Source organism: Streptomyces sp. NPDC014870 (assembly GCF_043081505.1).
GTDB lineage: Bacteria > Actinomycetota > Actinomycetes > Streptomycetales > Streptomycetaceae > Streptomyces.
The window spans coordinates 207,637-228,011 of the sequence record NZ_JBIBWQ010000004.1; the positions used below are offsets into that span (position 1 = coordinate 207,637).

A 20,375-nucleotide genomic window follows, 5' to 3' on the forward strand; every position below is an offset into this window, starting at 1 on the left:
ATGGGTCACTGGTTCTACCGCAACTTTGTCGAGCCGGGGAAGCTCCCGCTGCTCATCGCCCTTGCCTCCTTCCTGATCACCTTCCTCGTCACCCGGACCATCGTGCGGATGATCAGGGCCGGGAAGGGGCCGTTCGGCAATGTGAAGTCGGCCGGCGGGCTGCACATCCACCATGTCGTGCCGGGCGTCGTCCTCACCGTCGTCGGTGGCTTCGGCGCGGTCGCCAGCGGCCGGGAAGGGGTCGCGCCCTGCGTCTTCGCGGCGGTCTTCGGGATCGGCGCGGGCCTGGTCCTGGACGAGTTCGCGCTGATCCTGCACCTCGACGACGTCTACTGGAGCGACCAGGGCCGCAAGAGCGTCGAGGTCGTCGTGCTGACCGCCGCCCTGGTCATGCTGGTCCTCGGCGGCTTCTCGCCGCTGGGTGTCAACGAGCTGACCGCGGACGAGCGGCAGAACCGGGCCACCTTCGTCCTGACCCTCCTCGTGAACTTCCTCTTCGTCCTGATCACCCTCGTCAAGGGGAAGTTCCGGCTCGCCGTCATCGGAACGCTCCTGCCGTTCGTCGCGGTCGTCGGCGCCGTCCGGCTCGCCCGGCCCGGCTCCTGGTGGTCCCGTCACTTCTACCGCCGCCGCCACCGCGCCCGCGCCAAGTCCCGGCTGCGCACCTACCGGCACGACCGGCGCTGGGACAAGGTGCGCAGGCGCGCTCAGGACGTGATCGGCGGCTTCCAGGAGCGGGTGCCGGGGCGCACCCCCGGCTCGGGGTCCTCCCCGCCGTCGGATCCCGGCGGCGGCGGGGGCTGACGGCGCTCGCGCCAGGCGACGACCCCGATCAGCAGGAGCACGCCGAGGATCGCCGCGAGGTGCTCCTTGCCCGCGAGGTTGGGCTTGATCAGCACCTCCACCACCATGGCGAGCACCACGAGCCCCGCGGTCCACCGGGCGCGGTAGCGCCAGCAGACGTACACCGCGAGGCCGACCACCGCCGCCGAAGGCCCGGTGTCGACCACCCGGGCGTCGGAGGCCGGCAGCCCCAGCGGGCTGTCCGGGCCGAGCGCGATGCCCACCCGGGCGTACAGCGTCCCCGCCAGCGTCGCGAGGTAGGCGATGGCGAGCGTCCGCCACCGGCCCAGACAGATCTCGGCGATGCCGAAGACCAGCAGGATCTGCGCGAGCGCGCCCCACACCGGCAGGTCGAGCGCGGGGACGAAGAGCGAGAGCGGGGTGCGCAGCAGCGCGAGCCAGACCGGGTCCTCCGCCCGCACGGAGCCGATGTTCTGGACCGGCTGGTAGCCCCAGTCCTGGTTCTGCACCAGCTGGAAGAGGCCGGTGAGGCAGACGGCCGCCAGCGTCATCGGTATCGCGCGCCACTTCTTCGTGACGAGCGCCGTTCGTACGGCGGTGTACAGCGGCCCCCACTCGCGACGGGCGAAGGCCTTCAGCGCGGACTTCACCGCCGGCCCTCCAGGTGCTTGCGGTGCATCCTCCCCCAAGGACTTCGTCCAGGGGGTGCCCCCAGCAGGCCCGGGGCCTCCAGGAAGCCCTCGGCGCGACCGGCGGCGAGGCCGATGCGGAGCAGGTCGGCGCTCTTCTCGAAGAGCATGAAGCGGGGCTCCCAGATCGGTCGGTACTTGGCGTTGGCTCGGTAGAGCGACTCGATCTGCCACCAGCGGGAGAAGAAGCTGAGCAGCGAACGCCACATCCTCAGCACCGGTCCCGCCCCGAGCTTCGAGCCACGTTCGAAGACGGACCGGAACATGGCGAAGTTGAGCGAGACCTGGGTGATCCCGATCTCCTTGGCGCGCTGCAGGAGTTCGATGACCATGAACTCCATCAGACCGTTCTCGGAGTCCCGGTCGCGCCGCATCAGGTCCAGCGAGAGCCCCTTCGGCCCCCACGGCACGAAGGAGAGCACGGCCCGCAGCTCACCCTCCCCGTCGGTGCACTCCAGCATCACGCACCGCCCGTCGTGCGGGTCGCCGAGGCGGCCGAGCGCCATGGAGAAGCCGCGCTCGGTGGCGCCGTCGCGCCAGTCGTCGGCCTTGCGCAGCAGCGCGTCCATCTCGTCGGCGGGGATGTCCTCGTGGCGCCGGATCCGTACCTCGTAGCCGGCCCGCTTGACCCGGTTGAAGGCCTGCCGGACGGTCCGCATGGCCCGGCCGTCGAGGGTGAACTCGTCGGTCTCCACGATCGCCTCGTCGCCCAGCTCCAGGGCGTCGAGGCCGTGCCGGGCGTAGATGGTGCCGGCCTCCTCGCTCGCGCCCATCACGGCCGGGATCCAGCCGTGCTCACGGGCCTCGGCGAGCCACGGCTCGATCGCGCCGGGCCAGGCCTCGGGGTCGCCGATCGGGTCGCCGGAGGCGAGCGAGACCCCGCCGACGACCCGGTAGGCGACGGCGGCCTTCTCGCTGGGGGACCACACCACGCTCTTCTCGCGGCGCAGCGCGAAGTAGCCGAGCGAGTCCCGGTCGCCGTTCTTGTCGAGCAGCGCCCGCAGCTTCTCCTCGTCGGCCTCGGTGAGCGGGTCGACGGCCCGGCGGGAGCGGAACGCGGCGTACAGCACGGCGATGATCAGCAGCGTGGAGAGCACGTTGATGGTGACGTTGACCCAGCCGGGGGTGGCGATCCCGTCGAAGCGCGAGTCGTCGGCGGCCAGGGTGACCAGCCGCATCACGCCGTACCGCCAGCGCTCCAGGAAGGTGGAGGTGCCGGTGGAGGTGTTGGTGACGGTGACGAGGACCGCGGCGAGCAGCGAGGTGACCAGCAGGCCGCCGACCGCCACGACGGCGGCCAGCCACGGGTTGGAGCGGTCGCCCTTCGCGTAGAACTCCTTGCGGCCGAGGATCAGCGCGAGGACGAACGCGGCGGTCAGGACGAGCGAGATCCAGTTCTGGGCGTGCTGGCGGATCTCGGGGAAGAACATGGCGAAGGCGAAGAGCAGCAGGAAGAGCCCGCTGAGGACCATGTTGAGGATCCACGCGGCGCGTTTGCGGCGGCGCATGGTGATCGCCAGGAAGAGCGTGAAGACACCCGAGGCGAAGCCGGCCGTCAGCAGGTACGGAGTGAAGTAGTTGTCCGTGTTGTGCCGACGGAGGTCCTGGCCGAGGGAGACCCACACGGCGCTCAGGAAGTTGATGAACGTGACGGCGCGCAGGTACCAGACGGCGAACGCGGCGCTGCGCCGCGAACGGGCGGTGCCCCTGGGCGTTCCTTCGGTGGACAAACGGACCTCTCCCATGAAAAGCGATCATATGGGGCATCGCTCGCCATGGCGGGGCGTCGGAAGCGGCCGTCCGCGAGTTGCGGCACCGCTTCCGGCGCGTGATCCGACTAGCTCTCCTCGTCCGACCCGCTGTCCGACCGGCTGTCCGACGCGCCGACCGACGCGCCGTCCTGCGCCTCGTCCGGAGTGGTCGGCTCCGGACGCTCGGGCAGCTCCGCCGCCAGTGCGGCGGCGGCCTGGACGAGGGGAAGAGCGAGCAAAGCCCCGGTTCCCTCGCCCACAGTGACGCCGTGGTCGAGCAGCGGGTTGAGTGCCATCCGGTCCAGCGCCTTCGCCTGCGCCGGCTCACCGCTCACCTGACCCGCCAGCCACCAGTCCGGCGCCCGGAACGCCGCCCGCTGCGCCACCAGCGCACACGCCGCGCCCACCACGCCGTCCAGGATCACCGGCATCCGGCGCACCGCGCTCTGCAGCAGGAAGCCCGTCATCGCCGCCAGGTCCGCCCCGCCGACCGCGCCGAGGAGCGCCAGCTGGTCGCCCAGGACCGGCCGGGCCCGCCGCAGCGAGTCCCGGACCGCCGCGCACTTGCGCATCCACGCCAGGTCGTCGATGCCCGCGCCGCCCCGGCCGGTCACCACCGAGGCGTCCGTCCCGCACAGCGCCGCGATCAGCGTCGCGGCCGGTGTCGTACCGCCCACGCTCAGATCGCCGAGCACCACCAGATCCGTACCGGAGTCGGCCTCCTCGTCGGCGATCGCCACCCCGAGCCGGATCGCCGCCTCGGTCTCCTCGGCGCTCATCGCGTCCTCGATGTCGATCCGGCCGCTGCCGCGCCGCACCCGGTGCCGGACCACCTCGGCCGGCAGCAGCTCCGGCTCGCAGTCGACACCGGCGTCCACCACCCGCACCGGCACGCGCGCGCTGCGCGCGAGGACCGCGAGCGGGCTCGCCCCGTCGAGCACCGCGCGGACCAGCTCGTGCGTCGTCCCGGCCGGGCGGCCCGACACCCCGAGCGAGGCCACCCCGTGGTCGCCCGCGAAGAGCACCACCTTCGGCTGCTCGACCGCCCGCACCTTGACCGAACCCTGCGCCGCCGAGAGCCACTCGCCGAGCTCGTCGAGCCGACCGAGCGCGCCCGGCGGAACGACCAACCGCTCCCGGCGTTCCTCGGCGTCACGCCGCACCCCGCCGTCGGGGCGCTCGATCAGATCGGAGAAGTCGTCCAGGTTCAAGGCTCGTCCTCGTGACGTCGACGTCGGCTGCTGGCCAAGCTGTGGCCAATGGGTGATCGAACCCTACCCGCGCAGCACCAGCGCCTGCCCCGAGACGACCAGGAGCACCTGCTCGCACTCGTCCCCGAAGGCCGCGTTCAGCCGCCCCAGCTCGTCCCGGAACCGTCGCCCGGCCGCCGTCGCGGGCACCACCCCCGACCCCACCTCGTTGGTCACGGCCACGACCGTGCGGGGCGTCGCCCGCACCGCCGCCACCAGCTCCTCGACCCGCCTGCGCAGCGCCTCCTGCCCCCCGCTCGCCCACCGCTCGTCCTCCCAGGCCCCCACCCGGTCCATGGCGTCCGTCAGCCACAGCGACAGACAGTCGATCAGCAGCGCGGGACCCCCGGTCGCGAGCAGCGGTACAAGGTCGCAGGTCTCGGCCGTACGCCAGGAGCCCGGCCGCCGGTCCCGGTGCAGGGCCACCCGCTGGGCCCACTCCGGGTCCTCCTCCCGGGTCCCGCCCGTCGCCACGTACAGCACCTCGGGGACGGTCTCCAGGCGCCGCTCGGCCTCCACCGACTTGCCCGACCGCGCCCCGCCGGTCACCAGCGTGCGGCGCGGTACGTCCGGCACCGCGTGGTACTCGCCGACGTACAGCGTCGTGCCGTCCGGCACCGCCCGCGCCCCGGCCGCCGCGAGCCGCCGGTCCAGCTCGCGGCCGTTCGGCACGTCGTGGTCGAGGTGGACCGCGATCACGTCGGTGCTCGCCCCGACCGCCCCGACGGCCCGCAGTCGCGCCAGCGCGTCCGGACGGCCCGTGACGTCCATGACGACCATGTCGTACGGCGGCCGGTGATCGTCCGGCAGACCGGCGGGGGAGCCCCCCGGAGGCAGGTACAGGAGCCGCTCGCCCTCCGCCGAGGTCACCTCGTACCCCGTGCCGGGCGAGTCCATCGGCACCGCCCTTACCCGGTGGCCGCTGATCAGCGTCAACTCCCGGCCGTCCGGCACCCGCCCGGACGTCGGAAGCCCGGCCGGCACCTCCACCGCCGGCCCGTCGTGCGGGTGCGTGAGCAGCACCTGCCGTACGCCGACCAGCGAGCGCCCGGCCCGGGCGGCGGCCAGCGCGGCCCCCGGCGTCAGGTCGAGCAGCAGCGCCTCGTCCACGAGCAGCGCGGTGGCGGCCCGCGCCTGCGGGCCGCGGGAGGTCGCGCAGACGGCGCAGGGGCATTCGGGGCGGGGGAGCCCGAGGGGGGCGCCGGTGCCGAGCAGAGTCAGTTCCACCCAATGATCCTCCCGCGACACCGCGAGGGGTGCGCGCCCGGCTACGCTGCGGGCAGGAAACCGATCATCCGGTGAGCCTCAGGAGGCGGACATGGCATGGACGTGGCGGTTCGAGAAGGCCGACGGCACGGAGACCGCTCCCTCGGTGGAACCGGAGGACTGGACGACCCAGGGCGACGCGGAGTCCTGGATCGGTGAGGTCTGGAAGGACCTCCTGGAGGGCGGCACGGAACAGGCCTCGCTCTTCGAGGACGACACCAAGATCTACACGATGTCCCTCCGCGAGGCGGCGGAGAGCTAGGTCGTGTCCGGCGACGGCCCCGAAACCGGGGCCGTCGCCGTGCCATGCCTTGCCCTGCGCTACACCTCCCCGAGCGTGACCTGTGCCTTCGCCTCCGTCCCGCCCCGCTCGTACACCACCGTCACCTCGTCCCCCGGCTTCATCGCGGCCAGCGCCTCCTGCAGCGAGGTGATCGTCGTGACCTCCGCGTCGCCGATCCGCGTGATCACGTCGCCGGGCTCGATCCCCGCCCGGCCCGCGGCCCCGCTCGCGGGGGCGTCCACGACGGCGACGCCCGCCGGTTCGTAGGCGTCGTCGAGGACCGTCCGGCCGGTGATGTCCAGGGCGGCCCGGCCCGAGTCGGTGACCTTGCCGTCCTTGATGATCTGGTCGGCCACGGTCCGCACCATCGAGACCGGGATCGCGAAACCGATCCCCGCCGCCGCGCCCCCGCCCAGGTCGGGATCGGTGGCCGCGAGCGTCGGGATGCCGACGACCTCGCCGTCCAGGTTGACCAGCGCGCCGCCGCTGTTGCCCGGGTTGATCGCCGCCGACGTCTGGACCATGTTCGCGATGGTCGCCCCCGTGCCGCCGCCCTCCCGGCCCTCGCTGACCGTGCGGCCGGTCGCCGAGACGATGCCCTGGGTGACGCTGCCGGACAGACCGAGCGGGGAACCCATCGCGAGCACGATGTGGCCCATGTCGACCTCGGCCGAGTCGCCGAACCGCGCCGGCTTGAGCCCCGCCGGCGCGGAGTCCAGCTTGATGACGGCGAGGTCCTGCTCGGGGTACGTCGCGACGAGGCGTGCCGCCATCGGCTCCTTGCCGGTGGCCAGCGTGACCCGGAAGGTCCGCTCGTCGCCGACCACGTGCGCGTTGGTGACGATGTGGCCGTTGCCGTCGTAGACGACGCCCGAGCCGAGCGCGGCGGTGGCGTCGATCTGGACGACCGACGGCAGGACGTCCTTGATCACGGTCTGGTAGTCGTCCTGGAGCTCGTTGGCCGCGAGCGGCGCGGCCGCCTGCGTGGAACGCTCCGCCTCAGGACCGGCGCCGGAGGAGCACCCGCCGAGCAGGGCCGCGCAGGCGCCGGCCGTCAGGGGGAGGAGCAGGCGTCGCGCGCGGGATACGTCCATGTCCGGAGTATCGGCTCCGACCGATCCACCGGGCTCGGCGAAGAGGTCCGATCAGGGGTCCCCGAGAGCCCCGCCCCGCCAAGCCCCGAGCCCCGTTCCCCCTCGGAGTTCCGCCTCAGGCTTCCGCCTGTGGTTCCCCTCAGCCGCCCCGGACCCCGCACAGGTGCAGCAGCGCCGCCACCCTGCGGTACGGCTCCGTCCGTCCCGCGCGGTCCTCGGCGGTGAGCAGACGGTCCAGCTCCTCGGCGGCCGGCAGGCCGACCTCTGCCGGTACGCCGTCGGTGAAGACCCGTACGCCGTACCAGGTGTGCAGCGGAGCCGCGATCCCGGCGAGCGTCGAGGTCAGCGCGTCGAGCCGGTCGGCCCGTACCTTCGCGCCGTTGCGATCGGTGTACGTGTCCGTGTCGAAGCCGGTCAGCGCGTCCGACCAGGCCCCGGCGAGCCCCGGCCGCATGGCCAGCGCGTCGGCGTTCCGTACCACCAGGGAGAGCAGACCGCCGGGTGCCAGCATCCGGGCGAGCCCGGCGAGGAGCGCGTCCGGCTCGTCCGCGTACATCAGGACGCCGTGGCAGAGCACGACGTCGAAGCTGCCCGGAAGGAAGTGGACGCCCGTCTCGCGGCCGTCGCCCTCGATCAGCCGGACCCGCTCGCGGATCCCGGCCGGTTCGGTGGCCAGCGCCTCGCGCGCCGCCTTGAGCAGCTCGGGATCGGACTCGAGGCCGGTCACCGTGTGACCGGCCCTGGCGAGCCGCAGGGCCTGAGTGCCCTGCCCCATGCCCGCGTCCAGGATCCGCAGCCGCTGTCCCACCGGGTAGCGCCCGGCTATCTGCTCGTCGAGCTGGCGCGCCACGAGTTCCTGGCGGACGGTCTCGCGCAGCCCGCCGTACCCGCTCGGCCACGGGGAGGAGGCGGCGGCCAACGCACCGCCGGCCGCCGTACCGGACTCGGAGCTGTCCGCGCTCAGGGCCGCTCTCCGCGCTTGACCTGCGGCTTCGGCAGTCGCAGTCGGCGCATCTGGAGCGTACGCATCAGGCCGTAGGCCACGGCTCCGCGCTTCGGCTCGTTCGGGAAGCGCTCGTTGAGCTGCTTCTTCAGACGGAGCCAGATGCCGATCGAGTCGATGACGATCATCACGATCACACCGAGCCAGAGCAGCAGCGAGACGTTCTGCAGCACCGGGACGCGGACCATCGACAGCACGAGGATCACCACGGCCATCGGAAGGAAGAACTCCGCGATGGCGAAGCGCGAGTCGACGAAGTCGCGCACGAAGCGGCGGACCGGACCCTTGTCGCGGGCCGGCAGATAACGCTCGTCGCCGCTCGCCAGCGCCTCGCGCTGGCGAGCCAGGTCGGAGCGGCGCGCCTCGCGCTGGCGCTTGGCGGCCTCCTTGCGGTCGGTCGGCACCGTCGCCGCGCGACGGCGCTGGGTCTGCGCCTCGCTCCGCTTCGGCGTCGGGCGGCCCTTGGGGGCCTCGGGGTCGCGGGGCTGCTTGGAGAAGTCCACGCTCACCTTGTCGGTGGCGGCCTTCTCTTCCTTGGAACGGCTACGGAACACAGAACCCAGAGTACGTGGTGGGGGGTGTGGACCCCAGTGCGGGCGGGAACGATCTGGTATCGGACCGCGTCTGTGGGGGTACGCACGGACGACACGCACGGTTTCCCCGAGGTCCACCTACTCCCTGGGCCGGAGAGAGCTCGCCCGCAGTCGTCCTTGGGGAGGAGCACATCCGCCCCCGAACAGTGCGGTAATGGAGACAGGGACCGTACTGTGGATCCTGTTGGAGAGCTGAAGCCGAGTCCGTCAGAAGGGGGCGCGCGAAGCCCATGAGCGGTGTCATGAAGCGTATGGGGATGATCTTCCGCGCGAAGGCAAACAAGGCCCTTGACCGGGCCGAGGATCCGCGCGAGACCCTCGATTACTCCTACCAGAAGCAGCTGGAGCTCCTGCAGAAGGTCCGGCGGGGTGTCGCCGACGTGGCGACCTCGCGCAAGCGGCTCGAACTGCAGCTGAACCAGCTCCAGGGCCAGTCCGCGAAGCTGGAGGACCAGGGCCGCAAGGCGCTGGCGCTCGGCCGTGAGGACCTGGCCCGTGAGGCGCTCTCCCGACGCGCCGCCCTCCAGCAGCAGGTGAGCGACCTCGAAGTGCAGCACCAGACGCTGCAGGGCGAGGAGGAGAAGCTCACGCTGGCCGCCCAGCGGCTGCAGGCCAAGGTCGACGCCTTCCGCACGAAGAAGGAGACCATCAAGGCGACCTACACGGCGGCCCAGGCGCAGACCCGGATCGCCGAGTCCTTCTCCGGCATCTCCGAGGAGATGAGCGACGTCGGCGTGGCCATCCAGCGCGCCGAGGACAAGACGGCCCAGCTCCAGGCGCGGGCCGGCGCGATCGACGAGCTGCTCGCCTCGGGCGCGCTCGACGACCAGTCGGGCCTGGCCAAGGACGACATCCAGGCGGAGCTCGACCGGCTGTCCGGCGGTACGGACGTCGAGCTGGAGCTCCAGCGGATGAAGGCGGAGCTCGCCGGAGGGCCGTCGGCCTCGAAGCAGGCCATCGAGGGCGGCAACGGCACGGCCGCGCCGCAGGACCAGCAGCAGTCCCAGCCCCGCTTCGACAAGCAGTAGTCCGAGCGACACCGAGCCCGAAGGACGCGTCATGATCGTACGGATCATGGGGGAGGGCCAGTGGGAGCTGGCCGACAGCCACTTCGTCGAGCTGAACACGCTCGACGACGAGCTGCTCGCGGAGATGGAGTCGGGGGACGACGAGGGCTTCCGCCGGACCCTGTCCGCGCTCCTCGACGCGGTCCGCCGGATCGGCAAACCGCTCCCCGACGACGCCCTGGAACCCTCCGAGCTGATCCTGCCGGCGCCGGACGCGACCCTCGAGGAGGTCCGCGCGATGCTCTCGGACGACGGCCTGATCCCGGGCTGACACCCCGAGCCGCACTCTCCAACGCACGGACCGGTGCCCCGCCCCTCCCCGCCGGAGGAGCGGGGCACCGGCGCGTTCCACCCCGTACCGTTGCATGTCGTGACCACCCTCGACAGCGGCTTCCCGCGGGGCCGGCAGTGGCTGCGGGCGCACCCCCTCGCCTTCGACGCGGCGCTCGCGCTCGGCGCGCTCGTCTGCATGATCACCGCGTCTTTCGCCGACCCGCACGGCAGCCCGAACGGCCCCACCTTCGGCGACCGCAGCCCCGACATGGGCAGCGTGGGCCTCATGGTGCTCGGCGCCGCCGCCCTCGTCCTGCGGCGCCGCGACCCCCTCGCCGTCCTGGCCTTCACCGGCGCGGTCACCCTCGTCGAGCTGATCGTCGACGACCGGCCCGCCCCGGTCGTGATGAGCGCCGTGATCGCGGTCTTCACGGTCGCCGCCCGCACCGACCGGCCCACCACCTGGCGGGTCGGCCTCATCACCATGGGCGTGCTCACCGGCGCCTCGATGCTCTTCGGGCCGACGCCCTGGTACGCGCAGGAGAACCTGGGCGTCTTCGCCTGGACCGGCATGGCCGCGGCCGCCGGTGACGCCGTGCGCAGCCGCCGCGCCTTCGTCGACGCCATACGGGAACGGGCCGAGCGCGCCGAGCGGACCCGGGAGGAGGAGGCCCGCCGCCGGGTCGCCGAGGAGCGGCTGCGGATCGCCCGCGACCTGCACGACGTCGTCGCCCACCACATCGCCCTGGTCAACGTCCAGGCCGGGGTCGCCGCCCATGTCATGGACAAGCGCCCCGACCAGGCCAAGGAGGCCCTCGGCCACGTCCGGGCCGCCAGCCGCTCGGCCCTCGACGAGCTGCGGGCCACCGTCGGCCTGCTCCGCCAGTCCGGCGACCCCGAGGCCCCCACCGAACCGGCGCCCGGCCTCACCGTCCTCGACCAGCTCCTCGGCACGTTCCGGAACGCGGGCCTCCCCGTCGAGCTGGCCTGGGCCGGCGACGACACCGGCCCCCTGGGCGAACGGCAGGAGGGAGGCCCGACGGCGCCGGGGCTGCCGGCGGCCGTCGACCTCGCCGCGTACCGGATCATCCAGGAGGCGCTGACCAATGTGCGCAAGCACGCGGGCCCGGGCGCCAAGGCCGAGGTGAGCGTCATCCGGGTCGGCCGCACGGTCGAGATCACCGTCCTCGACGACGGCGTGCCGCAGCAGACGCCGTCCGCCGACACCGGCGGCCACGGGCTGCTCGGCATGCGCGAGCGGGTCACCGCCCTCGGCGGCACGCTGACCGCGGCACCCCGCTACGGTGGCGGCTTCCGGGTCCAGGCGATACTGCCCGCCACAGCCCGTACGGGGGAGGACACATGACCATCCGGGTGCTGCTCGCCGACGACCAGGCCCTGCTCCGCAGCGCCTTCAAGGTGCTCGTGAACTCCGAACCGGACATGGAGGTGGTCGCCGAGGCCGCGGACGGCGCGGAGGCCGTCGCCCTCGCCCGCTCCACCCGCGCCGACGTCGTCCTGATGGACATCCGGATGCCCGGTACGGACGGGCTCGCCGCCACCCGGATGATCACGGCCGACCCGGAGCTGACCGGCGTACGGATCGTCATGCTGACCACCTTCGAGGTGGACGAGTACGTCGTGCAGTCGCTGCGCGCCGGCGCCTCCGGCTTCCTCGGCAAGGGCGCGGAACCGGACGAACTGCTCAACGCCATCCGGATCGCCGCCGCGGGGGAGGCCCTGCTCTCGCCCGTGGCGACCAAAGGGCTGATTGCCAAGTTCCTCGCCCAGGGCGGTAGTTCGGACCCCGAAGGCGACGATGCCCCGGCGTACTCGCAGCGGCTCGCCGCGCTCACCACCCGGGAGCGCGAGGTCCTCGTCCTCGTCGCAGGCGGCCACTCCAACGACGAGATCGCCGAACGCCTGGACGTGAGCCCCCTCACGGTGAAGACCCATGTGAACCGGACCATGGCGAAGCTCGGCGCCCGGGACCGCGCCCAGCTGGTGGTCACGGCGTACGAGTCGGGGCTGGTACGTCCAAGGGTGGAGTGAGGGAGTACCCCGGCGTACTCCAGACGCGGTATGCGCCGCATAAGGAATTGAGCCCCGGGGCCGAGGATCCGTTGCCTCTCATGGCTGATCGTGTATGCGGGCACCCATCACCGCCCGCCTGCCGAGCACGCCACAGAAGAGAGACCCCATGTCCTGGCTGTCAAGATTCAGCCTCGCGCAACGGGCCCTGATCGGGCTGATGTCCATCGTCGCCATCGTCTTCGGGGCGATAGCCATCCCGCAGCTGAAGCAGCAACTGCTGCCCTCGATCGAGCTCCCGATGGTCTCGGTCCTCGCCCCCTACCAGGGCGCGTCCCCCGACGTGGTCGAGAAGCAGGTCGTCGAACCGCTCGAGTCCACCATCAAGGCCGTCGACGGCATCAAGGGCGTCACGTCCACCGCCTCCGAGGGCAACGCCGTCATCATGGCGACCTTCGACTACGGGGACGAGGGCACCAAGCAGCTCGTCGCCGACGTCCAGCAGGCCGTGAACCGGGCGCGCGTCGCGCTGCCCGACGGGGTCGACCCGCAGGTCGTCGCCGGTTCCACCGACGACATCCCGACCGTCGTCCTCGCCGTCACCTCCGGCAAGGACCAGCAGGCCCTCGCCGACCAGCTGGAGCGCACCGTCGTCCCCGCCCTCGAGGACATCGACGGGGTCGGCCAGGTCTCCATCGACGGCGTCCAGGACCTCCAGGTCTCCGTCACCCCCGACGACGCCAAGCTCGCGGCGGCCGGCCTGAACGTGGGCAGGCTCGCCGAGGCCATCCGCTCCGGCGGCGGCACGGTGCCGGCCGGCTCGTTCTCCGAGGACGGCAAGAGCCGCACGGTCCAGGTCGGCGGCGGCTTCACCTCGCTGCAGCAGATCCAGGACCTGCGGATCAAGCCCGAGCAGGGCAAGGCGGTCCGCCTCGCCGACGTGGCGAAGGTGCAGCAGGAGGAGGCCTCCCGGGTCTCCATCACCCGGACCAACGGCAAGCCGAGCCTCGCCGTGATGGCCACCATGGACAACGACGGCAGCGCCGTCGCCATCTCCGACGCGGTCAAGGAGAAGCTGCCCGAGCTCCGCAAGGACCTCGGCGCGGGCGCCGAGCTGACCGTCGTCTCCGACCAGGGCCCCGCCGTCTCCAAGTCGATCTCCGGTCTGACCACGGAGGGCGCGCTCGGCCTCGTCATGGCCGTCCTGGTCATCCTGGTCTTCCTGACCTCGATCCGCTCCACGCTGGTCACCGCGGTCTCGATCCCGCTCTCGGTCGTGCTGGCCCTGATCGTGCTGTGGACCCGTGACCTCTCGCTCAACATGCTGACCCTGGGCGCCCTCACCATCGCCATCGGCCGGGTCGTCGACGACTCGATCGTGGTCCTGGAGAACATCAAGCGGCACCTCGGCTACGGCGAGGAGCGCCAGTCGGCGATCCTCACCGCCGTCCGCGAGGTCGCGGGCGCCGTCACCTCCTCCACGCTCACCACGGTCGCGGTCTTCCTGCCGATCGGTCTGGTCGGCGGCATGGTCGGCGAGCTGTTCGGCTCGTTCAGCCTGACGGTCACCGCCGCGCTGCTCGCCTCGCTCCTGGTCTCGCTCACCGTCGTCCCGGTCCTCTCGTACTGGTTCCTGCGCGCCCCCAAGGGCACGTCGGCGGACCCGGACGAGGCCCGGCGCGTCGCGGAGGAGAAGGAGAACAGGAGCAGGCTGCAGCGCCTGTACGTGCCGGTCCTGCGGTTCGCGACCCGGCGCCGGCTCACCAGCGTGGCGATCGCGGTCGTCGTCCTGGTCGGCACCTTCGGCATGGCCCCGCTCCTGAAGACGAACTTCTTCGACCAGGGCGAGCAGGAGGTCATGAGCATCAAGCAGGAGCTGGCTCCGGGCACCAGCCTCGCGGCGGCCGACGAGGCCGCGAAGAAGGTCGAGCAGGTCATCGCCGCCACCGACGGCGTGAAGGACTACCAGGTCACCGTCGGCTCCTCGGGCTTCATGGCCGCCTTCGGCGGCGGCACCGGCGCCAACCAGGCCTCGTACCAGCTGACCCTGGAGGACTCGGCGTCGTACGAGAAGACCCGGGACGCCATCGACGCGGCGCTCGGCAAGCTCGACGGCATCGGCGACACCACGATCGCGGCCGGCGACGGCTTCGGCAGCCAGGACCTGAGCGTGGTGGTCAAGGCCTCCGACGCGGACACCCTGAAGAAGGCGTCCGAGCAGGTCAAGGCCGAGGTCGCGAAGCTCAAGGACGTCACCGACGTCCAGAGCGACCTCTCCCAGTCCGTGCCGCGGATCTCCGTCAAGGCGAACGCCAAGGCGGCGGACCTCGGCTTCGACGACACGACGCTCGGCATGGCCGTCGCCCAGGCGGTCCGGGGCACCCCGGCCGGCAAGGCGATCCTGAACGACACCGAGCGGGACATCGTCCTGACCTCGGCGAACCCGGCCACCACGATGGCGAGCCTCAAGGCGCTGCCGTTCGGTCCGGTCAAGCTCGGCGACATCGCCACGGTCGAGCTCGTTCCCGGCCCGGTCTCGATGACCCGGATCGACGGCTCGCGGGCCGCCACGATCAGCGCCAAGCCGACCGGTGACAACACCGGCGCGGTGAGCACCGAGCTCCAGTCGAAGATCAGCGCGCTCGACCTGCCGGAGGGCGCGACCGCCTCCATCGGCGGTGTCTCCGAGGACCAGTCCGAGGCCTTCCTCAACCTGGGCCTGGCGATGCTCGCGGCGATCGCGATCGTCTTCATGCTCCTGGTCGCGACCTTCAAGTCGCTCATCCAGCCGCTGATCCTGCTGGTGTCGATCCCGTTCGCGGCGACCGGCGCGATCGGTCTGCTCGTGGTCACGGGCACGGCGATGGGCGTGCCGGCGATGATCGGCATGCTGATGCTCATCGGCATCGTCGTGACCAACGCGATCGTCCTGATCGACCTGATCAACCAGTACCGCGCCCAGGGCCTGGGCGTCGTCGAGGCGGTCGTCGAGGGCGGCCGGCACCGACTGCGCCCGATCCTGATGACGGCCCTGGCGACGATCTTCGCGCTGCTCCCGATGGCGCTGGGCATCACCGGCGAGGGCGGCTTCATCGCACAGCCGCTGGCCGTGGTCGTGATCGGCGGTCTGATCACCTCGACGCTGCTCACGCTGCTCCTGGTCCCGACGCTCTACGCGATGGTGGAGCTCCGCAAGGAGCGCCGCGCGAAGAAGAAGGCGGCCAAGAAGGCGAAGAAGCGGGACGGCACGCTGGACAACCCCGAGCAGCCGGACGTGACCCCCGCGGACGCGACCCTGCTGGACAAGCTGGACGCGCTCGACATCTGACGCGCCGAACGCCGAAGGGCGCCCCGCACCGTGCGGGGCGCCCTTCGGCGCGTCTGGGGAGAACCGTTACGGCAGAGCGAGCATCCGCTCCAGCGCCAGCTTGGCGAAGCTCTCGGTCTCCTGGTCGACCTGGATCCGGTTGACCAGCTTGCCCTCGGCGAGCGACTCCAGCGCCCACACCAGGTGCGGCAGGTCGATCCGGTTCATCGTCGAGCAGAAGCAGACCGTCTTGTCGAGGAAGACGACCTCCTTGTCCGGGTGCGCGTTGGCGACGCGGCGGACCAGGTTCAGCTCCGTGCCGATGGCCCACTTCGAGCCGGCCGGGGCCGCCTCCAGGGTCTTGATGATGTACTCCGTCGAGCCGACGTAGTCCGCCGCCGCGACGACCTCGTGCTTGCACTCCGGGTGGACGAGCACGTTGACGCCCGGGATCCGCTCCCGCACGTCGTTGACCGAGTCCAGCGAGAAGCGCCCGTGCACCGAGCAGTGCCCGCGCCACAGGATCATCTTGGCGTTCCGCAGCTCCTCGACGGTCAGGCCGCCGTTCGGCTTGTGCGGGTTGTACAGGACGCAGTCGTCCAGCGACATGCCCATCTCGCGCACCGCCGTGTTACGGCCCAGGTGCTGGTCGGGCAGGAAGAGGACCTTCTCGCCCTGCTCGAAGGCCCAGTCCAGGGCCCGCTTGGCGTTGGACGAGGTGCAGATCGTGCCCCCGTGCTTGCCGGTGAAGGCCTTGATGTCGGCCGAGGAGTTCATGTACGAGACGGGCACGACCTGCTCGGCGACGCCGGCCTCGGTCAGCACGTCCCAGCACTCGGCGACCTGCTCGGCGGTGGCCATGTCGGCCATCGAGCAGCCGGCCGCGAGGTCGGGGAGCACGACCTTCTGGTCGTCCGTGGTGAGGATGTCGGCCGACTCGGCCATGAAGTGCACACCGCAGAAGACGATGTACTCGGCCTCCGGGCGCGCCGCCGCGTCACGGGCGAGCTTGAAGGAGTCGCCGGTCACGTCCGCGAACTGGATGACCTCGTCGCGCTGGTAGTGGTGGCCGAGGACGAAGACCTTGTCCCCCAGCTTCTCCTTGGCTGCGCGGGCACGCTCCACCAGGTCCGGGTCGGAGGGCGAGGGAAGGTCGCCCGGACACTCCACTCCGCGCTCGCTCTTGGGGTCGGCCTCGCGGCCGAGCAGCAGGAGGGCGAGCGGCGTCGGCTGTACGTCCAGGGGCTGGGCGGTGGTCACGTCACGCACCCTTTCTTTCTGCGGAAGCTCTCTGCGGGAAGTGCTTTTCGTCTAAATGACGCTATCTATCATAACCGCTTCACGTCAGTTTGACGATGTCCATAGTGTCGATGTGACGAATTCGCGGTCGACGGATCCGTGCCCGCGCGCGCCCGCCGCGGAGGCCGTTCCCGCCCGGCTCCGCGGTCGGTCGTTCCGCGTCCGCGAGCGGGTGTGCGAGCATGAAAGGGATAAAGACGCGAAGCCGAGCCTCGCCCGGAATGAATCCGAGGCCCCGCCGGTTGCAACCGTCGGCAAGCAGTCTCCGTCTCCGTACAACCCGGGAGAGAAGCAGATGTCCGTATCGGACGAGAAGACCACTGTCAGCGACGGCATCCTCCTGTCTGACGCCGCCGCGGCCAAGGTCAAGGCCCTGCTCGACCAGGAAGGCCGCGACGACCTGGCGCTGCGCGTCGCCGTACAGCCCGGCGGCTGCTCCGGCCTGCGCTACCAGCTCTTCTTCGACGAGCGTTCGCTCGACGGCGACGTCGTCAAGGACTTCGACGGCGTCAAGGTCGTCACCGACCGCATGAGCGCCCCGTACCTGGGCGGCGCCTCCATCGACTTCGTCGACACCATCGAGAAGCAGGGCTTCACGATCGACAACCCGAACGCCACGGGCTCCTGCGCCTGCGGCGACTCGTTCAGCTAAGCCTGCAGCAGCACGCGCGAAGGCGGCCGCCCGGACTCCGGGCGGCCGCCTTCGCGCGTCTTCGGGCCGGTGGGGCTCAGGCCCTCGGTACGGCCTCCCCGCTCGCCGCGTCCACGACCGTGCGGCCGCCCAGCGGCCGCTCCAGGGTCACCGTCCGGGTCACCTCCACGGCGATGGCGATGCACGCCCGGTCCGGGTCGATCGGCTTCTCCGTGATCCGTACGGAGACCCGGTCGGCGCTCTCCGTCGCCGTCGCCGTGTACGTGCTGCACACCCCGCCCCAGAAGGTCACCGACAGCTTCGAGCCGGCGCCGTCCACCCGGTACGACTGGATCTGCCGCGCGGGCGCCGTGCCCTCGCCCTGATCAGGCGTCGGCGTCGGGGTGGGCACCGGCTTCGCCGGAGGTGCCAGGTGCTCGGGCGCCACCGCGGTCCGGACGACCGTGTGCGGCTCCGCGCCGGCCTCCGGCTCCACCTGGAAGAGCCAGGACGGTACGAGCGCCCGCTCACCGTCCACGAACTGCGCCGCGAGCCCGAAGACCGCGCCGGTGACGGTCAGCTCGCGCGGCTCGTTCCGGGGCTCGCAGGGAGCTGTCGGCGCCGTCGCGGTGTCCCCTGCGGAATCGGCGGAACCGTCGTGTGCGGCGGGCGCCCCGGGTGCCTCCCCGGGCGCGTCCCCGGCCGGCGGGGCCGTCGCGCAGCCGCCGATGCCGACCGAACCCGGCACCGCCGCCTTGTTGAGCTCCTCGAGGGCCTTCCCGGCGGAGACCACCGGATACTCGGCCCCCTTGGCCGGCTCCTTCAACTGCCCGCTGCCGGAGACCAGTTCGCCGCCCGGGCCGACCTGGATCCCGGTCGACCAGCCGTACGTCGGCAGCCCGCCCACGACCGGGTCGGCGTTGACCACCCGTACCGACCCCATCAACTGGCTCGCGTCCACCTTCGCGTCGTCCTGGCCCACCGCCTTCAGGACCGGAGCGGCCGCCGCCCGCGCCGCCGCCTCGCTCACCGGTCCGCCCTTCGGCGACTCCGCCTCTCCGGGCGGCGGGCAGGCCTTGCCCTTGAGACAGGTGTCGCCGACCGGGCCCCCGTCGTACCGCGCGAACGTCCAGCTGCCCGGCGCCTCGGCCGACACGTCCAGGCGCAGCCCCGAGCCGTCCTTCTCCGGCGCGATCTTCCAGACCTCGCCCTCGAGAGTCGGCGTGCCCGCGATGCCCAGGGCCTTGGCCAGCCGGGTCACCTCCGCCGAGGTGACCCGGCCCTCGGGCCGGTGGACCGCGGCCGAGGAGGGCCCCGTGGGGAGGGGGCCCTTGGCCCTGTACACGGCGCCGCCGCCGTTCGGGTCGGGCTCGCCCGGCGCGATACCGGGACCGCCGTCCCGGTTCGAGCCGTCGCCCGTGGCGCCCAGGCTCAGCGGCGGGGGTGCCGCGGCGGCGCCGCCCGCCGTGGGGGTGCCGTCCGAGGTGTTCGCGAGATACACCCCGCCGCCCCCGGCGAGCAGCACGCCCGCCGCGACCGACGCCACGAGGAGTGGCCGGGGCCGCGTCCGCCGGTTCTCCGTACCGCTCACCGCATCGCTCCTTCGTCCCGCGCCCGGGAGGACGCCTCCCGGAAGACATCAGTGGGACGGAACGGGCGCGCGAGCGGTTCCGTCCCTCAGGCGCCGTATTCGGAGGTGGCGGCGATCAGCCGTGCGGAGGCGGGCGGTACGACGACCCCGTGGATGGCCGCGGGGGAGACCCGGGCGGGCGCGGCGTCCGCCGGAACCACCCAGTGCGGCGCCATCCGCGCGCTGTCGCCGCGCAGCTGGGCGAGGCTGAACTCGGACTCCTGAGGCTCGCGAGGAGCGGGTTGCGTCGACATAGCCGCACCGTACGCACGCCACGGCTCTGCGGAAAAGGCCTACTCTGGGGTAGTTTCCACTGTTCGGCAGAGGCGGCAAAGCCGGTAACGTGAGGTGTCAACCGCTTTCCGTCCCGCAGGAGCGCCCAGCCGTGCGTATCGCAGTCACCGGCTCCATCGCCACCGACCACCTCATGACCTTCCCCGGCCGGTTCGCAGACCAGCTCGTAGCGGACCAGCTGCACACGGTCTCCCTCTCCTTCCTCGTCGACAACCTCGACATCCGGCGGGGAGGCGTGGGCCCGAACATCTGCTTCGGCATGGGACAGCTCGGCGGCAACCCGATCCTCGTGGGTGCGGCGGGCTACGACTTCGACGAGTACCGCGCCTGGCTCGACCGCCACGGCGTCGACACCGGCTCCGTGCGGATCTCCGAGGTCCTGCACACCGCCCGGTTCGTCTGCACCACGGACAAGGACCACAACCAGATCGGCTCCTTCTACACCGGTGCCATGAGCGAGGCCCGGCAGATCGAGCTGAAGGCCGTCGCCGACCGCGTGGGCGGCCTCGACCTCGTCCTGATCGGCGCCGACGACCCCGAGGCGATGCTGCGCCACACCGAGGAGTGCAAGGCGCGCGAGATCCCCTTCGCCGCGGACTTCTCCCAGCAGATCGCCCGCATGGACGGCGACGAGATCCGCACGCTCCTCGACGGCGCCACCTACCTCTTCTCCAACGAGTACGAGAAGGGCCTGATCGAGTCCAAGACGGGCTGGAGCGACGAGGAGATCCTCGGCCGGGTCGGTCACCGGGTCACCACCCTCGGCTCGCGCGGTGTCCGGATCGAGCGGGTGGGCGAGGCGAGCATCGAGGTCGGCTGCGCCGAGGAGGAGGCCAAGGTCGACCCGACCGGCGTCGGCGACGCCTTCCGCGCCGGCTTCCTGACCGGCCTGTCCTGGGGCGCGAGCCTGGAGCGCGCGGCCCAGGTCGGCTGCATGCTCGCGACGCTGGTGATCGAGACCCTGGGCACCCAGGAGTACACGCTGCGCCGCGCCAACTTCATGGAGCGCTTCACCAAGGCGTACGGCGACGAGGCCGCCGCCGAGGTCCAGACGCACCTCAGCTGACGCCGCGAGGGGCTCCGCGCACCGCGGAGCCCCTGCCGGTCACC

At 71.9% G+C, this 20,375-nt stretch carries 19 protein-coding genes; 9 read left to right on the plus strand and 10 right to left on the minus strand.

Annotation, left to right across the window (positions count from 1 at the left end; translation table 11 throughout):
* A complete protein-coding gene (locus ACF09C_RS13425) occupies nt 1-804 on the plus strand; it encodes a hypothetical protein (RefSeq protein ID WP_392091632.1) in 804 nt (267 codons plus the stop codon).
* Here the strand turns inward: ACF09C_RS13425 and ACF09C_RS13430 are convergent.
* The 4 genes from ACF09C_RS13430 to ACF09C_RS13445 all read right to left on the minus strand — a co-directional run bounded on the left by ACF09C_RS13430 (nt 708) and on the right by ACF09C_RS13445 (nt 5,721).
* A complete protein-coding gene (locus ACF09C_RS13430) occupies nt 708-1,454 on the minus strand; it encodes a hypothetical protein (protein ID WP_392091633.1) in 747 nt (248 codons plus the stop codon). The genes ACF09C_RS13425 and ACF09C_RS13430 overlap by 97 nt on opposite strands.
* A complete protein-coding gene (locus ACF09C_RS13435) occupies nt 1,451-3,238 on the minus strand; it encodes a phosphatidylglycerol lysyltransferase domain-containing protein (protein WP_392091634.1) in 1,788 nt (595 codons plus the stop codon). Before ACF09C_RS13435 ends, ACF09C_RS13430 begins: the two co-directional genes overlap by 4 nt.
* Nucleotides 3,239-3,330: 92 nt before the next feature.
* Nucleotides 3,331-4,455: a nicotinate-nucleotide--dimethylbenzimidazole phosphoribosyltransferase gene (cobT, locus tag ACF09C_RS13440; protein WP_392091635.1), complete on the minus strand. Its 1,125-nt coding sequence runs from the start codon at nt 4,453-4,455 to the stop codon at nt 3,331-3,333.
* 63 nt (nt 4,456-4,518) lie between these two features.
* Nucleotides 4,519-5,721, minus strand: a complete 1,203-nt coding sequence (locus ACF09C_RS13445; protein WP_392091636.1) for a bifunctional adenosylcobinamide kinase/adenosylcobinamide-phosphate guanylyltransferase — start codon at nt 5,719-5,721, stop codon at nt 4,519-4,521.
* Nucleotides 5,722-5,812: 91 nt separating this feature from the next.
* Between ACF09C_RS13445 and ACF09C_RS13450 the strand changes: the two genes are divergently transcribed.
* On the plus strand, nt 5,813-6,022 hold the full coding sequence (locus ACF09C_RS13450; protein WP_362013438.1) for a hypothetical protein: 210 nt from the start codon (nt 5,813-5,815) through the stop codon (nt 6,020-6,022).
* A gap of 59 nt (nt 6,023-6,081) precedes the next feature.
* Here ACF09C_RS13450 and ACF09C_RS13455 read toward each other — a convergent pair whose 3' ends face one another.
* The 3 genes from ACF09C_RS13455 to ACF09C_RS13465 form a co-directional block, all read right to left on the minus strand.
* Nucleotides 6,082-7,137, minus strand: a complete 1,056-nt coding sequence (locus ACF09C_RS13455) for a S1C family serine protease (protein WP_392091637.1) — start codon at nt 7,135-7,137, stop codon at nt 6,082-6,084.
* A 139-nt stretch (nt 7,138-7,276) separates the two neighbouring features.
* On the minus strand, nt 7,277-8,056 hold the full coding sequence (locus ACF09C_RS13460; protein WP_392091638.1) for a class I SAM-dependent methyltransferase: 780 nt from the start codon (nt 8,054-8,056) through the stop codon (nt 7,277-7,279).
* A 41-nt stretch (nt 8,057-8,097) separates the two neighbouring features.
* Nucleotides 8,098-8,694, minus strand: a complete 597-nt coding sequence (locus ACF09C_RS13465; RefSeq protein WP_362419544.1) for a DUF3043 domain-containing protein — start codon at nt 8,692-8,694, stop codon at nt 8,098-8,100.
* 269 nt (nt 8,695-8,963) lie between these two features.
* Between ACF09C_RS13465 and ACF09C_RS13470 the strand changes: the two genes are divergently transcribed.
* The 5 genes from ACF09C_RS13470 to ACF09C_RS13490 all read left to right on the plus strand — a co-directional run bounded on the left by ACF09C_RS13470 (nt 8,964) and on the right by ACF09C_RS13490 (nt 15,432).
* Nucleotides 8,964-9,761 (plus strand): PspA/IM30 family protein, encoded by a 798-nt coding sequence (locus ACF09C_RS13470; protein WP_362419547.1) that lies wholly within the window; start codon nt 8,964-8,966, stop codon nt 9,759-9,761.
* 31 nt (nt 9,762-9,792) lie between these two features.
* Nucleotides 9,793-10,071: a hypothetical protein gene (locus ACF09C_RS13475; RefSeq protein ID WP_392091639.1), complete on the plus strand. Its 279-nt coding sequence runs from the start codon at nt 9,793-9,795 to the stop codon at nt 10,069-10,071.
* Nucleotides 10,072-10,170: 99 nt separating this feature from the next.
* Nucleotides 10,171-11,439: a sensor histidine kinase gene (locus ACF09C_RS13480; RefSeq protein WP_392091640.1), complete on the plus strand. Its 1,269-nt coding sequence runs from the start codon at nt 10,171-10,173 to the stop codon at nt 11,437-11,439.
* Nucleotides 11,436-12,125, plus strand: coding sequence for a response regulator (locus ACF09C_RS13485; protein WP_392091641.1), 690 nt, complete (start codon nt 11,436-11,438; stop codon nt 12,123-12,125). The genes ACF09C_RS13480 and ACF09C_RS13485 overlap by 4 nt, the downstream gene beginning before the upstream one ends.
* Nucleotides 12,126-12,273: 148 nt before the next feature.
* On the plus strand, nt 12,274-15,432 hold the full coding sequence (locus ACF09C_RS13490; protein ID WP_392091642.1) for an efflux RND transporter permease subunit: 3,159 nt from the start codon (nt 12,274-12,276) through the stop codon (nt 15,430-15,432).
* A 66-nt stretch (nt 15,433-15,498) separates the two neighbouring features.
* Here ACF09C_RS13490 and nadA read toward each other — a convergent pair whose 3' ends face one another.
* Nucleotides 15,499-16,680, minus strand: coding sequence for a quinolinate synthase NadA (gene nadA / locus ACF09C_RS13495; RefSeq protein WP_392091643.1), 1,182 nt, complete (start codon nt 16,678-16,680; stop codon nt 15,499-15,501).
* Between the two features lie 325 nt (nt 16,681-17,005).
* Here nadA and ACF09C_RS13500 point away from each other — a divergent pair, with 325 nt between their 5' ends.
* Nucleotides 17,006-17,362, plus strand: a complete 357-nt coding sequence (locus ACF09C_RS13500; protein ID WP_018848827.1) for an iron-sulfur cluster assembly accessory protein — start codon at nt 17,006-17,008, stop codon at nt 17,360-17,362.
* A gap of 76 nt (nt 17,363-17,438) precedes the next feature.
* Here ACF09C_RS13500 and ACF09C_RS13505 read toward each other — a convergent pair whose 3' ends face one another.
* Together ACF09C_RS13505 and ACF09C_RS13510 are read right to left on the minus strand one after the other, a co-directional pair.
* Entirely contained in the window at nt 17,439-18,932 is a 1,494-nt protein-coding gene (locus ACF09C_RS13505) for a hypothetical protein (RefSeq protein ID WP_392091644.1), read from the minus strand.
* A gap of 86 nt (nt 18,933-19,018) precedes the next feature.
* Nucleotides 19,019-19,225: a hypothetical protein gene (locus ACF09C_RS13510; protein WP_362419567.1), complete on the minus strand. Its 207-nt coding sequence runs from the start codon at nt 19,223-19,225 to the stop codon at nt 19,019-19,021.
* A 131-nt stretch (nt 19,226-19,356) separates the two neighbouring features.
* Between ACF09C_RS13510 and ACF09C_RS13515 the strand changes: the two genes are divergently transcribed.
* Nucleotides 19,357-20,331, plus strand: a complete 975-nt coding sequence (locus ACF09C_RS13515) for a carbohydrate kinase family protein (RefSeq protein WP_392091645.1) — start codon at nt 19,357-19,359, stop codon at nt 20,329-20,331.
* Nucleotides 20,332-20,375 lie beyond the last annotated feature (44 nt).